General features: G+C 65.7%; 10 protein-coding genes. 8 read left to right on the top strand and 2 right to left on the bottom strand.

The window, feature by feature from the left end; all coding sequences use genetic code 11:
- Positions 1 to 8 precede the first annotated feature (8 nt).
- The 4 genes from AQZ50_RS00050 to AQZ50_RS00035 all read left to right on the top strand — a co-directional run bounded on the left by AQZ50_RS00050 (position 9) and on the right by AQZ50_RS00035 (position 5726).
- On the top strand, positions 9 to 1205 hold the full coding sequence (locus tag AQZ50_RS00050; RefSeq protein ID WP_067742230.1) for an acyl-CoA dehydrogenase family protein: 1197 nt from the start codon (positions 9 to 11) through the stop codon (positions 1203 to 1205).
- 4 nt (positions 1206 to 1209) lie between these two features.
- A complete protein-coding gene (locus AQZ50_RS00045; protein ID WP_067740927.1) occupies positions 1210 to 2322 on the top strand; it encodes an acyl-CoA dehydrogenase family protein in 1113 nt (370 codons plus the stop codon).
- Between the two features lie 100 nt (positions 2323 to 2422).
- Positions 2423 to 3973, top strand: a complete 1551-nt coding sequence (locus AQZ50_RS00040; RefSeq protein ID WP_067740921.1) for an acetolactate synthase large subunit — start codon at positions 2423 to 2425, stop codon at positions 3971 to 3973.
- Positions 3974 to 4022: 49 nt separating this feature from the next.
- Positions 4023 to 5726: a class I adenylate-forming enzyme family protein gene (locus AQZ50_RS00035; RefSeq protein ID WP_067740919.1), complete on the top strand. Its 1704-nt coding sequence runs from the start codon at positions 4023 to 4025 to the stop codon at positions 5724 to 5726.
- A gap of 190 nt (positions 5727 to 5916) precedes the next feature.
- Here the strand turns inward: AQZ50_RS00035 and AQZ50_RS00030 are convergent, their stop codons facing one another.
- Together AQZ50_RS00030 and AQZ50_RS19910 are read right to left on the bottom strand one after the other, a co-directional pair.
- A complete protein-coding gene (locus AQZ50_RS00030; RefSeq protein WP_067742227.1) occupies positions 5917 to 6378 on the bottom strand; it encodes a cache domain-containing protein in 462 nt (153 codons plus the stop codon).
- A gap of 200 nt (positions 6379 to 6578) precedes the next feature.
- Positions 6579 to 7574 carry an AraC family transcriptional regulator gene (locus tag AQZ50_RS19910; protein WP_231730027.1) on the bottom strand — a complete coding sequence of 332 codons (996 nt, stop codon included), beginning with the start codon at positions 7572 to 7574 and terminating at the stop codon, positions 6579 to 6581.
- A gap of 154 nt (positions 7575 to 7728) precedes the next feature.
- On the opposite strand from AQZ50_RS19910, the gene AQZ50_RS00020 reads away from it, so the two are divergent.
- The 4 genes from AQZ50_RS00020 to AQZ50_RS00005 all read left to right on the top strand — a co-directional run.
- Complete coding sequence (locus AQZ50_RS00020; protein WP_067740914.1) at positions 7729 to 10020, top strand: TonB-dependent receptor; 2292 nt, start codon at positions 7729 to 7731, stop codon at positions 10018 to 10020.
- Between the two features lie 23 nt (positions 10021 to 10043).
- Entirely contained in the window at positions 10044 to 11597 is a 1554-nt protein-coding gene (locus AQZ50_RS00015) for a carboxylesterase/lipase family protein (RefSeq protein WP_067740911.1), read from the top strand.
- A 106-nt stretch (positions 11598 to 11703) separates the two neighbouring features.
- Positions 11704 to 12990, top strand: coding sequence for a sensor histidine kinase (locus tag AQZ50_RS00010; protein ID WP_082703314.1), 1287 nt, complete (start codon positions 11704 to 11706; stop codon positions 12988 to 12990).
- A partial coding sequence (locus AQZ50_RS00005) for a response regulator transcription factor (protein ID WP_067740906.1) occupies positions 12987 to 13653 on the top strand: 667 nt, incomplete at its 3' end. The genes AQZ50_RS00010 and AQZ50_RS00005, both read left to right, overlap by 4 nt.

Raw genomic sequence — 13653 nt, 5'->3', positions numbered from 1 at the left:
AGACAGTGATGGACCTCAAGTTCACGCCCGAGGAAGAGGCGTTTCGCGACGAAGTGCGCGCCTTTCTGGCCGAAAAGCTGCCGCAGCGGCTGTCGGACAAGATGCGCAAGGGTCAGCATCTGACCAAAGCCGAACACGAGGAATGGCACGCCATTCTCAATGCGCGCGGCTGGCTGGCCAACCATTGGCCGGTCGATTGGGGCGGCACCGGCTGGACCGTGATCCAGCGCTTTATCTTTGAAACCGAGACCGCGCTGGCCAATGCGCCGCGCGTGCTGCCGTTTGGCCTGTCGATGATCGGGCCGGTGCTGCTGAAATACGGTTCGGAAGAACAGAAGCGCAAATGGCTGCCGCGCATCCTCGACGGCAGCGACTGGTGGTGCCAGGGCTATTCCGAGCCCGGCGCCGGGTCCGACCTTGCCAGCCTCAAGACCAGCGCCGTGCGCGACGGCGATCATTATGTCGTCAACGGGCAGAAGACCTGGACCACGCTGGGGCAATACGCCAACATGATGTTCTGCCTCGTGCGCACGGCGACCGACGGCAAGAAGCAGGACGGCATCAGCTTTCTGTTGATCGACATGGCAACGCCGGGGATCGAGGTTCGCCCGATCCGGCTCTTGTCCGGCGATCATGAAGTCAACGAAGTGTTCTTTACCGACGTGCGCGTGCCGGTCGAAAATCTGGTTGGCGAGGAAAATCGCGGCTGGACTTACGCCAAGTACCTGCTGACGTACGAACGCACCAATATCGCGGGCGTCGGCTCTTCGATGGCGGCCCTGGGCGATCTGAAGGACATCGCGCGCACGCAGCGCCGGGGCGGCCGTCCGCTGGCCGAAGACCCGCAGTTTGCCGCGCGTCTCGCCCGGCTCGAAATCGAGCTGGAAAACATGAAGACGACGAACATGCGCGTGCTCGCCGCTGCCGGTGCGGGCGCGGCGCCGGTCGCGGAAAGCTCGATGCTGAAAATTCGCGGCACCGAGATCCGCCAGACGATCGATGATCTGATGCGCCGCGCCGCCGGGACTTATGCCCGGCCCTGGGTGCCCGAATCGTTCGAAGGCGGGTGGAACGGCGAACCGGTCGGCCCCGAATGGGCGGGCCCGGTGGCGACGCAGTATTTCAACAATCGCAAGCTGTCGATTTTCGGCGGGTCCAACGAGGTCCAGCGCGAAATCATCACCAAGGCCATTCTGGAGCTCTGACACCATGGATTTCTCTCTGGGTGAAGACCGGCAGATGCTGGTCGATTCGTTGAGCCGCTTTCTCGCCGACAAATATCCTTTCGCGACGCGCACTGCCGCCGCGTTCGAGGGAACCGGCTGGTCGCGCGCTTTGTGGGGGCAGTTGGCCGAATTGGGCGCGATCGGCGCGCTGTTTGACGAGAGCGTGGGCGGCTTTGGCGGTTCGCCGTTCGATGTCGGCGTGGTGTTCGGCGAATTGGGCCGCGCGCTCGTTACCGGCCCCTGGCTGGCGACCTTGCAGGCCGGGCATGTGTTGGCGGCGGCGGGGCTGACCGATGACCTTGGCGCGGTGATCGCCGGGGAGGCGGTGATCGGCTATGCGGAAGAAGAAGCCGATACCTGGTTCGATCCTGCCGAGATTGCGACCCGCGCCACGGTTTCGGGCGACGGCTGGGTGCTCGATGGCGCCAAGACCGTGGTCTCCTGCGCGGGCAGCGTCGATCGCTTGCTGGTCGTTGCGCGCGCCGAGGCCGGGCTGTCGACGTTCCTGGTCGAACGCGATGCGCCGGGGCTGACAGTTCACGATTACCTGCTCGTCGACGGCGGTTCGGCAGGCGATGTCACGTTCGCCGCAACGCCCGCCAGGCTGGTGGGCATTGCCGGTGAAGCCGGGCCGGTGATCGAGGCGGCGCGTGCGCTTGGACTTGTCGCGCTGGCGTGGGAAGGCGTCGCGGTGATGGACGTTCTGCGCGACCAGACGCTCGACTATTTGCGCACGCGCAAGCAGTTCGGCATTCAGATCGGCAAGTTCCAGGCGTTGCAGCATCGCATGGCGACGATCGCGCTCGAAATCGAACAGGCGCGCAGCGCCGCGATCAATGCCGCCGACAGCTTCTCTGCCGATCGCATCGTGCGCGAACGCGCCGCCAGCGCGGCCAAAGTGACGATCGGCAAGGCCGGTTCGCTTGCTGCCGAAGAGGCGATCCAGATGCACGGCGGCATCGGCATGACCTGGGAACTCGCGCTGTCGCACTATGCCAAGCGGCTGATGATGATCGGCCATGAATTGGGCGATGAGGATTACCACCTGGCGCGGTATATCGAACTCGGCCGCGAACGGATCGCCGAAGAAGCCTGATCGTTTTCAAGCCCCTGATCGGTCCTGCCGTCCGGTCGGGGGCTTGACGCGGCCCTGCAAGGCTGCACCATGCGCGCCGACACAGGTGCGGGAGACGGACATGACTTTCAACGGGGCCGAGGCGTTTGTCGCGACATTGTCGGCGTGCGGCGTCGACACCTGTTTTGCCAATCCCGGCACTTCGGAAATGCAGCTCGTTGCCGCGATCGATCGGCAGCCGGGGATGCGCGCGGTGCTCGGCCTGTTCGAAGGCGTGGTGACAGGCGCCGCCGACGGCTATGCGCGGATGGCGGGAAAGCCGGCGATCACCTTGCTGCACCTTGGGCCCGGGCTCGCCAATGGGCTTGCCAATTTGCACAATGCGCGCCGGGCCGCCTCTCCGGTGATCAACATGGTCGGCGATCATGCGACCTATCACCTTCATTTCAATGCGCCTTTGACCTCCGATGCGGCAGGCGTCGCCCGCCCGATGTCGGACTGGGTGCGCCTGGCGCAAAGCCCGCGCGATCTGGCGCAGGCGGGCGCCGAGGCCTTTGTCGCGGCGATGGACTGGCCGGGCAAAGTGGCGACGGTGATCGTGCCGGCCGATCATGCGTGGGGCGCAGGCGCCGCGCCGGTGGCACCGCGCGCCGTGCCGCCTGCGCCGCGCGCGCCCGATGCGGCGATTGCGGCGGCGGCGGAGGCCTTGCGCGGCAGCAAGGGGCCGGTGGCGCTGCTGCTGGGCGGACGAGCCTTGCGCGCTGATGCCTTGCATCAGGCGGGGCGGATTGCGGCGGCGACCGGCGCGAAACTGATCTGCGAAACGTTTGCGGCGCGCGTCGAGCGCGGGGCGGGGCGCGTGGCGCTGGCAAAGCTGCCCTATTTCGCCGAAATGGCGGTGGAGTTCCTTGCCCCCTATGCCACGATCCTGCTCTGCGGCACCGAGCCGCCGGTCGCGTTCTTTGCCTATCCCGGCAAGCCGAGCGAACTGTCCCCGCCCGATGCGCAAGTGGTGCGGCTGGCCGGCCTGCGTGAGGATGCGCTGGCGGCGCTGACCGCGCTGGCCGATGCGCTCGATGCGCCGATCGAGCCGGTCGGCGTGCAGGTGCGCGCGGTCCCGCCTGTGGACGAGGCGTTGACACCCTTGACCATCGGTGCCGTGCTGGCCGAGCTGATGCCGACGGGCGCGATCGTGTCGGAGGAAGGGCTGACGGCGAGCGCGGCGCTGTTCGACGCGACGGCAGGCGCCGCGCCGCATGACTGGCTGATGGTTACAGGCGGGGCGATCGGACAAGGTCTGCCGGTGGCGACGGGCGCGGCGGTGGCTTGCCCCGATCGCCAGGTCATCGCGCTTCAGGCCGATGGATCGGGCATGTACACCTGTCAGGCGCTGTGGACGATGGCGCGCGAACGGCTCGATGTCGTGATCGTGATTTTCAACAATGCGTCTTATGCCATTCTCAATATCGAGCTGATGCGCGTGGGCGTCCAGAATCCCGGCCCCAAGGCATTGTCGATGCTCAGCCTCGATCATCCCCGGCTCGATTGGTGCGCGATTGCCGCCGGGATGGGCGTGCCCGCCGGACGCGTCGATACGACCACCGCCTTTCGCGCCGCATTCGAGCGCGCGCTGGCGACGAAGGGGCCGGTTCTGATCGAAGCGATGCTGTAGCGATTTTGCGGACCCGGACGACCGGGCCGACGGGAAAACGGGAGAGGCGATGATGGCGGTCCTGACGCTGGAAGAGGCGCGCGCGGTGCTTTGTGCGCCGGGTGCTCCGTTCGAGATGGAACAAGTCAGCGCGCATGGGCGCAGCTTTCGCGCGTGGAAAAATGCGCCTGCGCATCTCGGCGCGATCGCGCAAGTCGGGCGCAGCCATGGCGCGCGCGAATTCATCGTGTTCGAGGATGAACGCGTCACGTTCGACGGGTGGTTTCGCGCCGTTGCCGCGCTCGCCGCGCATTTGAGGGAACAAGGGATCGGGCCGGGCGACCGGGTGGCGCTGGCGATGCGCAATTTGCCCGAATGGCCGGTCGCGTTCTTTGCGGTGACCACGCTGGGCGCGATCTGCGTTCCGCTCAACGCCTGGTGGACGGGGGGCGAACTGGCCTATGGGCTGACAACGGCGGGATGCCGCGCGCTGATCGCCGATGGCGAACGGCTCGATCGCGTGCTGCCCTTGCGCGGGGAGATCCCGACGCTCGATTATGTACTGGGGGCGCGGCTCGATGCGGTTCCGCCCGGCGTCGTCGCGCTCGAAAGCGTGATCGGCGTGCCCAACGGCTATGGTGCGCTGCCCGAGCGCGATCTGCCCGAGGCCGATCTGGCGCCCGATGCCGACGCGACGATCTTTTACACCTCGGGGACTACCGGCCATCCCAAAGGCGCGCTCGGCACGCATCGCAATCTCGCCACCAATATCCTGTCGAGCGCCTATGTCGCCGCTTCAGCGCTGATCCGTCGGGGCGAAACGCCGCCGCCGCCGTCTCCGCGTACCGCGCTGGTGTCGATCCCGCTGTTTCATGTCACGGCCTGCAGCGCGATCCTGATGGGCGCGGTTTTTGGCGGCAACAAGCTGGTGTTCATGCGCCGCTGGGATGCGGGCCGCGCGCTCGGCCTGATCGAGCGCGAGCGCGTCAATCTGGCGGGCGGCGTGCCGACGATCGCCTGGCAATTGCTCGAACATCCCGACCGCGAGAAATACGACCTCTCCTCGCTTGAATCGATCTCCTATGGCGGCGCGCCGTCGGCCCCCGATCTCGTGCGCAAGATCAGCGGCGTACTGGGCGCGCGGCCGGGCAACGGCTGGGGCATGACCGAAACGATGGCTACGGTGACCAACATCATCGGCGAAGATTACCTTGCCCGCCCAGACAGTTGCGGCCCGGCGGTGGCCGTTGCCGACTTGCGCGTGGTTTGCCCGGACCGGCTGATCGATCTGCCGCCGGGCGAAGTGGGCGAATTGTGGGCGCGCGGGCCGATGATCGTCAAAGGCTATTGGAACAGCCCGGAGGCGACCGCAAAGACCTTTGTCGACGGCTGGGTGCGGACCGGCGATCTCGCCCGGCTTGACGAGGAAGGCTATTGCACGATCGTCGACCGCGCCAAGGACATTGTCATTCGCGGTGGTGAAAACATCTATTCGGGCGAAGTCGAAAACGCGCTCTACGATCATCCGGCGGTGATGGACGCGGCGGTGATCGGCATTCCCCATCACACGTTGGGCGAAGAACCTGCCGCCGTGGTGCACCTTGTCCCCGGCCAGAGCGCCGACGAGCAGGACTTGCGCGCCTGGGTCGCCGAGCGGCTGGCCGCGTACAAAGTGCCGGTTGCTATCCGCATTTCCCCCGAAACGCTGCCGCGCAATGCCAACGGAAAAATCCTCAAGCGCGAGCTGAAAGCCCTTTTTACAGATGGGGAATAACAAAAATATATAATAAAAACAATATGATTGCATTTAAGGCAATTAACAGCGCTTAACTCTCATTTGTCAGGAATCGGATCAGCCGCCAAAGGGGGCGGGCCTTTCAGGCATCCTCTCCCAAACTTTTCCGGGCCGGCGTTTTCGCCGGCCCTTTTTTTGCGTTCGGGAAAGCCCTTCGGCACAATCGGGCTCAGCCCGCGTAGTAGCCCACGCCGACAATGTGATCGCCGACGCGACGGACCAGCGAACGCTTGTGTTCGACGTGGTTGTCGGCGCGGTTGAGCCAGACATAGTCGACGCGGCCCTGACCCTTGGTCTTGGCGATCTGGATCATTTCGCGGACCAGCAGCTTGCCTTCGGCGTCGGTCATGTCGATCGCATGGGTGCCGACCAGCTTGGGATTGGCGCCGGATGCTTCGTAGACGCCGTCCATCGTGAACACGAAGACATAGAGTTCGTGGGCCTTGTAGGGAGCCTGGCCCGCGTTGAATTCGGCAAAGGCCTTGTCGGGACCGGCGGCGGTGAGTTCGGCTGCGGCCTTGTCGAGCAGGCCTTGCGCCTCTTGCGACGTGGCATGGCCCGCGGCGTGTGCAGTGGTTGCGAGCGACAGGGCGCAAGCGGCGGCGAGCGTCAGGCGGGAAAAGGAAACCATCGGCAGCATCTCCTCAATCGGCGGGCCAGGGTATGGACGGACCAGGGCGTGCGCTTGCCCGCAATCGCGGCACGACCTGCTTGATTGTCCGCGCTGTTGATCCCGATTGTCGGCAGGGTCGTGGAACTGGATCAATTGTCAAAGCGTTTCGCGCCAGGTGTATCGCGATCAGGACAGATCGGGTGCGCGCCCGATCATCCTCAAGCAAATCGGCTGCGGTATTCGGCTGGCGCCAGCCCAAGATTTTCGCGCGCAAAGCGGCGCAGCGAGCGTTCGTCGGACAGGCCCAGCGCTTCGGCGATGTCGGCCAGCGGCATGTCGGTGGCGAGCAGATCCTTGAGACGGCGCGTGCGGAATTCGGCGGAGATGTCGCGGAAAGTCAGGCTGCTTTGCGCCAGGCGTCGACGCAGCGTGGCGACGCTCATGCCCAGGGCGGCGGCAACCTGTTCTTGCGTATGCGCTCCGTTGTGCAGCGCCTCGATCACGCGCGCATGGTCGGTGGCGACGGGGACCGCGTCGCCTTGCGCCAGCATGGCCAGGAACGTCGCGAATTCGGCTTCGCCCCAGGCGGTATATTTGCGCGGCAGGATCGGCGCGGAAAGGTCGTCGGCGGCATAGTCGATGGCGGCGCCTTCGCCGTGCCGCTTGACCGGCGCGCCCAGCGCCAGCAGCAATTCGCCGCCCATTCCCTGCAATTGCGCGGCGCCGCGCACACGCACCGGGTCGAGCCGCCGCCCGGTCATCCAGCGCAGCGCGCAATGGATGACAATGGCAAAGCATTCGCAATAGACTGCCATGCGCGCGGTTGCCGCCGCATTGGCGGGCTGAGGGGGCGTCACGGGCGCAACGGTCAGCCGCATGATCCCGCGCCCGTGCGCGAGGCTGAGCCGCACTTCCTGACGCACCAGTCGCGCCGCTTCGCTCAGCCGGTGCAGTGCGCCGCCCAAGGTGTCCGCCTCTTTGGCTGCCATGACGAGCAGCGACAGGCTGCCGCGCGGCACCGGATGCTGCGCGGTGCCGTGGCTTTCATCATTGCTCAGCCGGATGTTTTCCGCGCAGCATCGCCAGAAATCGGCCATGTCGAGCCGTTCGGGCAGGGGCTCTCCGGCGGCAGCGATACCGGATTCGGCAAACAGCTGCGCAACGCGCATTTCGCCAATCAGTGCAGCAAGATAGCTGGTGTCGACTTGCTGCACCTGGCCCATAGCTTCCTCCCGCATCCGTGTGATTGGCCGGTTTGTGCCGCTTGTCAATGAGCGAAAACAGCCGCCACATTTTGCGCGCTTCAGTCCTCTTTTTGTGCGCGCCAAGCCGGTATCGTTCCATCCAACGATAAAACGGGAGGATTGCATGAAAGCTGTAACCGGCACGACTCTGCTCGCAGGGATTGCATGGATCGCGCTTGCCACATCGGCGCACGCCGCCGACGCGCCGACGACCCAGCCGCAGATCAACGAACCCGAAATCATCGTCACTGCCAACCGCCGCAACGAAGTGGTGCAAAGTGTGGGCGGCGAAGTCACCGCGCTGAGCGGGGCCGATCTCGATCGCATGCACGCCAGCACGTTCAACGATTTCGCCACGCAAGTTCCCGGCCTCAGTTTCCAGTCGTACAATCCGACCAGCAATCTGATTGCCATTCGCGGGGTGGCCTCGTCGACGGCGGAACTCGGCGGCGCAGTCTCGCTCTATCTCGACGATGTGCCGATCGGCGCCAGCACGCAATTCGGCCTCGGTTCGCAAAGCTTCAATTTCAATCTGTTCGACATGGAACGGGTCGAAGTGCTCAACGGGCCGCAGGGTACGCTCTATGGCGCCAACGCGCTCGGCGGGGCGATCAAATATGTCACCGCGCGGCCCAAACTGGGCGAGCTTTCGGCCAAGGTGGAGCTTGACGGGTCGGCCACCGATCATGCCGGGCTTAACGGGGCGGCGCGCGTTGCGCTCAATATCCCGGTGGGTCAGACGCTGGCGATCCGGCTCGACGGCAATGTCGAACATGATACAGGCTGGGGCCACGATCCTGCGCGCGGGCTCAATCATCTGGGCAGCGCCGATGTCGTCGGCGGACGGCTGTCCGTGCTCTATCAGCCCGATGACAAGCTCGAAATTCGTCTGTCAGCCTTTGCCCAGCGCAGCAAGGCCAACGGAGTCGACGTCGGGTTTTACGATCTGACCACGAGCCGGCCTGTCGCCGGGGCCTATGACCAGTCCTATCTGATCGATCAGCCCGCGACGAGCTCGGTCGCTGTTCTGTCGGGGACGATCAGCTATGACTTCGGCTTTGCCAAGGCGGTCTCGGTGACATCCTGGCAGAAGAATCACGGCTATTATCAAAGCGACGACAGCGTGTTCTATGGCATTCTGGTGCCGATCTATACCGCTGCGTTCACCCAGTATTTTGGCAGCGGCAATGTTCCGGCGAGCCCCTATGACTTGCTGGTCGATACCAACACCACCAAATTCACACAGGAAGTGCGGCTGCAATCGGCATCCAATCATCAGCTCGAATGGGTCGGCGGGTTCTATTACGACCATGAATATACCGGCGAGCTCGTCGATCTGCTGTATACCGCCAGCGGCACCGGCAATATGCCCGCGCCCTACAATTCCTATCCGTTCTATGGCTGGCTGCCGAGCCATTACAGCGAAGTGGCCGGGTTTGGCGATGTTACCGGCTATCTCGGCGACATTTTCGACCTGACCGTCGGGGTCCGCTACAGCCATCAGAACCAGACTTATGCGTCAAACCTGTGGTGGCTCGGGTTTGGTCCGACGTATCAGAACGAGAGCTTTGTCTATGGCACGGTCTATCCCTATTCCTCGACATCGTCGCAAGGGGTGTGGACCTATCTGATCAATCCGCGCCTGCATGTGACCAAGGACGTCATGCTGTATGGCCGGGTCTCGTCCGGGTTCCGCCCCGGCGGGCCGAATTTCGTGCTGCCCGCATCCTTCAATTCGCCGGTGCCTTCGACATTCGATCCCGACAAGCTGTGGAACTATGAAATCGGCGAAAAGGGCAGTTTCTTCAACCACCGCCTGACGTTCGACATCGACGGCTACGACATCGAGTGGAAAGGCATCCAGACCACTGAAAATGTCAACGGCATCAACCAGTTGGTCAATGCCGGCAACGGCCGGGTGCAGGGGGTCGAGGCCAATTTCGCACTTCGGGTCGCAGGCGGCCTGTCGTTGACGGGCGCGGGTGCGCATACCGTGGCGAAGCTGACCACGACCGCGCCGGTGCTGGGGATCGGTTATACGGGCGCGCGCCTGCCGCTCAGCCCGCGCTGGAATTTCAGCGTGGGCGCGGCCTATCGCTTTGCCATCGGTCAGGCCAAGGCCGTCGCTTCGATCACCGATACCTGGACCGGGGATCGCACTTCGGGCTATGCGGGCAGCGCGACCAATGTGCTCTACAGCCTGCCCTCGTACAACACCGTCAATGCCAGTCTTGGCGTGACGCTGCCGAGCGGGGTCGAACTGTCGGCCTATGTCCGCAACTTGTTCGACAGCAAGGGGCAATTGTCGGCGGTTACGCTCAACAATGCGTTCGGCCCGTCGTTCCCGGTGCCGGTGACGATGACCCAGCCGCTTACCGGCGGGATCACGCTGCGCTACAACTGGGGCGGGCATTGAAGCTCTGACGAGGGAGACCGGCGATGGCAATGCCAGGCAATGACCAGCCGCCGGTGATCCCGGCCTTCTATCCCGCCCTGTTTGCCGAGGCGGAAACCACCACCGGGCGCATCCGGGGGCTGATCAATCAGGGCATCCGCATTTTTCGCGGGATTCCTTATGGCGAACCGACGGGAGCGGGCGCACGGTTTCGCAAGGCTGTGGCGAAAGCGCCCTGGGCCGGGCGGCGCGATTGCTTCGGCCCGGGGCAGGTCGCGCCGCAAGTGCCCACGCCGGTCAGCAATGCCTATGCCCGGCTGATCCAGTTCGACCGGGCTCCGGCGGACGGCGGGATCGGCGAGGATTGCCTGACACTTAATGTCTATGCGCCGCATGGCGACGGGCAGGCGCGTCCGGTCGTGGTGGTCATCCATGGCGGCGGCTTTGCCATCGGGTCGGGCAATGCCCCGTTTTATGACGGCACGCTGATGGCCCTGACGCACGATGTCGTGGTTGTGGCGATCAACCATCGGCTCAATGCGTTCGGATTTCTGGGGCTTGGACCTCTGGGTGCCGACGAGCGCTTTGCCGGGGCGAATGTCGCGGGATTGCTCGACATCGTGCTGGCGCTCGAATGGCTGCGCGACAATGCGGCGGCGTTTGGCGGCGACCCGGCGCGGATCACGCTGATGGGGCAATCGGGCGGGGGTTGGAAAATCAGCACGCTGCTCGCGCTGCCCGCCGCGCGGGGGCTGTTTCACCGCGCCGTGGTGCAAAGCGGATCGTGGCCGGTGTTTACCGATGCCGATGCTGCCGGAGCGCTGACTCATGCGCTGCTTGCCGAGCTGGGGCTGGGCGCGGGCGAATGGGAACGGCTGGTCGATCTGGACATGGGCCTGCTGCTCGCCGCGACGGTCAAAGTCGGGCCGCTGGCTTTCATGCCGTCGCTCGATCCGCACTTTCTGCCCTGGCAGCCCGATGATCCGCGCGCTCTGGCGCTCAGCGCGCATGTGCCGACGATCATTTCGACGGCGCGCGAGGATGCCGGGCTGTTCTACGATGCGTTCGATCAGACCGATGCCGGGCTGGCCGCGCTGCTGGCCGAACGGTTTGGCCGCGATGCGGGCGACATTCTGTCGCTTTATGGCCATGCCGGGCCGACGCCATATCTGACCCAGGCGCGGATCATGACCGATGGCGGGTTTCGCCGGCTGGCTTATGCGCAGGCCGATGCCCGCGCGGCGGCGGGCGTGCCGGTTTGGCTTTACCGCTGGGACTGGCCGAGTCCGGCGTGGGATGGCCGCTATGGCGCGGCGCATGCGATGGATGTGCCCGCCAGCCTCGCCCGGCCCGATGACCCGCTGCTGGGCGCGGCGAGCGGCGCGGCGGTGCGGATCGTGGCCGAACACAGCGCGATGATCGCCGGTTTTGCCGCCGACGGCGTGCCCGGCGGGCCGCATCGCGAAACATGGCAGCGCTATGAACCGGAAACGCGCGCCTGCCTGCTGGTATCGGATGTCACGCATCTGGTGCATGATCCCGACAGCGCGCGACGCGCGTTTTGGGAGCGCTATCCGTTGCCCGCAACGGTTGCCTGACAGAGGGCGCGCCTGATTGGGGCTGGGCGATGGGGGCTTCTGCCCCGCCGCCTGCTCGGTTAGAGTCTCGCCCTTGCGACCGATCGGTCGGAGGGAAGGACCTGGCATGATGGATTTGCGCGCCCGATTTGGCCAGTTGCTGCCGCTGGCGGTGGTGGGCGGCGCGCTGGTCGGGCTGCTGATTGCCTTTGCCTTGAGCCTTGGCGCGGCATCGCGGCAATTCGAACACGCGCTGATCGCGCAACAACAGGCCTCGTCGGCGGCGGACATCGCGCGCGATGCCGGCACTCGCAGCGCCGACGCGCTGGCGCAAAGTCTGACGCAGTACCGCGATCTTATCGCCGCAGAAGGGCGCTATCTTACCCCGGCGGAGCGTCCGGCGCAGGAAATGGAGATGCGCCGCGCCGAAGATCTGGCCGCGATGGCGCCGATCCTGGGCCAGCGGGCGCGCCTGACCGCGATGGTCAGGCCGATCGCCATCGAGGAGGCGCGCGAAGTCAGCGTTGCGCGGGCGGAGCTTGACCGCGAGCGGCGCGACACGATTGCGCTCGGTGTCCTGCTTGCCGCGATGGCCTTCGCTGCGGCGGCTTTCGGCGCGCGCCAGTTGCTGGGCGCAAATCGCATCCTGACGGCAGAGCTGGCTGCGCGCACAGCCGCGATCCGGGCGGTCGACCGGTCGCGGCGGCTGTTCTTTGCCAAGGCCAGCCATGAATTGCGTACACCCGTCACCGCGATCCGCGTCGCTGCCGAAGTCGCGCTGGAAAGCGGCGGCCCGGCTTGCCAGACGCTGGCCGATATTGTCGCGCAGGCGGGCTTTCTCGATCATCGCATCGCCGACATGCTGGCGCTCGCCCAGGCGGATGAGGGCGGCGGTGAAGGCGGCGGTGAAGGCGGGGGCGCGCCAAGGCTGTCGCTCGTGCGCAGCGATCTCGCGGCGGCGATCGATCTCGCGCTCATGCAGGCGGGGGCCTATGCGCGCGCGATCGACGTCGGGCTGGTGTGGGATCGCCCTGCCGATCCGATCCCGGTCTTGCTCGATGCGCGCTGGCTGGGGCAGGCGATCCTGACGGTGATCGACAACGGGCTGAAATTTTCCGACCCGGGCGCCTCGCTGGCCATCGATTGCAAGTGTGAGGACGGGCGCGTGATCGTCACGATCACCGATAGCGGGCCGGGCGTCCTGGCGCGCGACTTGCCGCTGATTTTCGACGCCTATTATCAGGCCGACGACGGGCGCCTGCGCGGCGGAACCGGATTGGGCCTCGCGCTCGCGCGCTGGGTGGTCGAGGGGCACGGCGGGGTTGTTCATGCCGAAAACCTGGGCCGTGCCGAAGACGGGGGCCTGCACGGCTGTCGCATCGTGATCGCTCTGCCGCTGGCGGCGGCGGCATGATCCTGCTGGTCGAAGACGATGTGATGATCGGCCGCACCGTGGTGCAGGGCCTGTCGGCGCGCGGGCATGTCGTGCGCTGGCTGCGGCATGGGGCGGGGCTGCTCGATGTCTTGATCGTGGGGGGAATCGCGGTGGTCCTGCTCGATGTGGGCCTGCCCGACGGCGATGGCTTTGCCTTGTGCCGCGCCATGCGGGCTGCGGGGCATACCATGCCGGTGCTGATGTTGACCGCGCGCGGGGCGCTCGACGATCGGCTCGAAGGGTTTGACGCGGGCGCCGACGACTATCTGCCCAAACCTTTTGCCTTTGCCGAACTGGCGGCGCGTGTTGCGGTTCTTGTCCGGCGTTCGGCGCAATTGCTGCCGCCGCCGATCGCGTTCGCGGGGCTGACGCTCGATCGGCTGACCGGCGAAGTGCGGCGCGATGATCGCCCTGTCGTGGCCGAGCCGCGTACATTGGCCTTGCTGGGCGAACTCGTTCGCGCGCGCGGGGCGATCGTGCCGCGCCAGCGTGTGATCGATGCCGTCTGGGGCGAAGACGCGGTGATTTCGGACAACACGCTCGATGTCGCGGTCAGCGCCTTGCGCCGTCGGCTCGCCGATGTCGCGCCCGATCTGGCGGTGCGCGCGGTACGGGGGCAGGGGCTGCATCTCGTCGTGCATT

Source organism: Novosphingobium sp. Fuku2-ISO-50, from assembly GCF_001519055.1.
Lineage (GTDB): Bacteria > Pseudomonadota > Alphaproteobacteria > Sphingomonadales > Sphingomonadaceae > Novosphingobium.
This window is presented reverse-complemented; position numbering and strand designations above follow the sequence as displayed.

What these genes read in the sequence shown, in the direction of transcription:
- AQZ50_RS00030 (WP_067742227.1), bottom strand. Translation starts at nt 6,378, where the DNA reads ATGGTTTCCTTTTCCCGCCTGACGCTCGCCGCCGCTTGCGCCCTGTCG.
- AQZ50_RS00050 (WP_067742230.1), top strand. Translation starts at nt 9, where the DNA reads ATGGACCTCAAGTTCACGCCCGAGGAAGAGGCGTTTCGCGACGAAGTG.
- AQZ50_RS00035 (WP_067740919.1), top strand. Translation starts at nt 4,023, where the DNA reads ATGATGGCGGTCCTGACGCTGGAAGAGGCGCGCGCGGTGCTTTGTGCG.
- AQZ50_RS00020 (WP_067740914.1), top strand. Translation starts at nt 7,729, where the DNA reads ATGAAAGCTGTAACCGGCACGACTCTGCTCGCAGGGATTGCATGGATC.
- AQZ50_RS00010 (WP_082703314.1), top strand. Translation starts at nt 11,704, where the DNA reads ATGATGGATTTGCGCGCCCGATTTGGCCAGTTGCTGCCGCTGGCGGTG.
- AQZ50_RS00045 (WP_067740927.1), top strand. Translation starts at nt 1,210, where the DNA reads ATGGATTTCTCTCTGGGTGAAGACCGGCAGATGCTGGTCGATTCGTTG.
- AQZ50_RS00040 (WP_067740921.1), top strand. Translation starts at nt 2,423, where the DNA reads ATGACTTTCAACGGGGCCGAGGCGTTTGTCGCGACATTGTCGGCGTGC.
- AQZ50_RS00015 (WP_067740911.1), top strand. Translation starts at nt 10,044, where the DNA reads ATGGCAATGCCAGGCAATGACCAGCCGCCGGTGATCCCGGCCTTCTAT.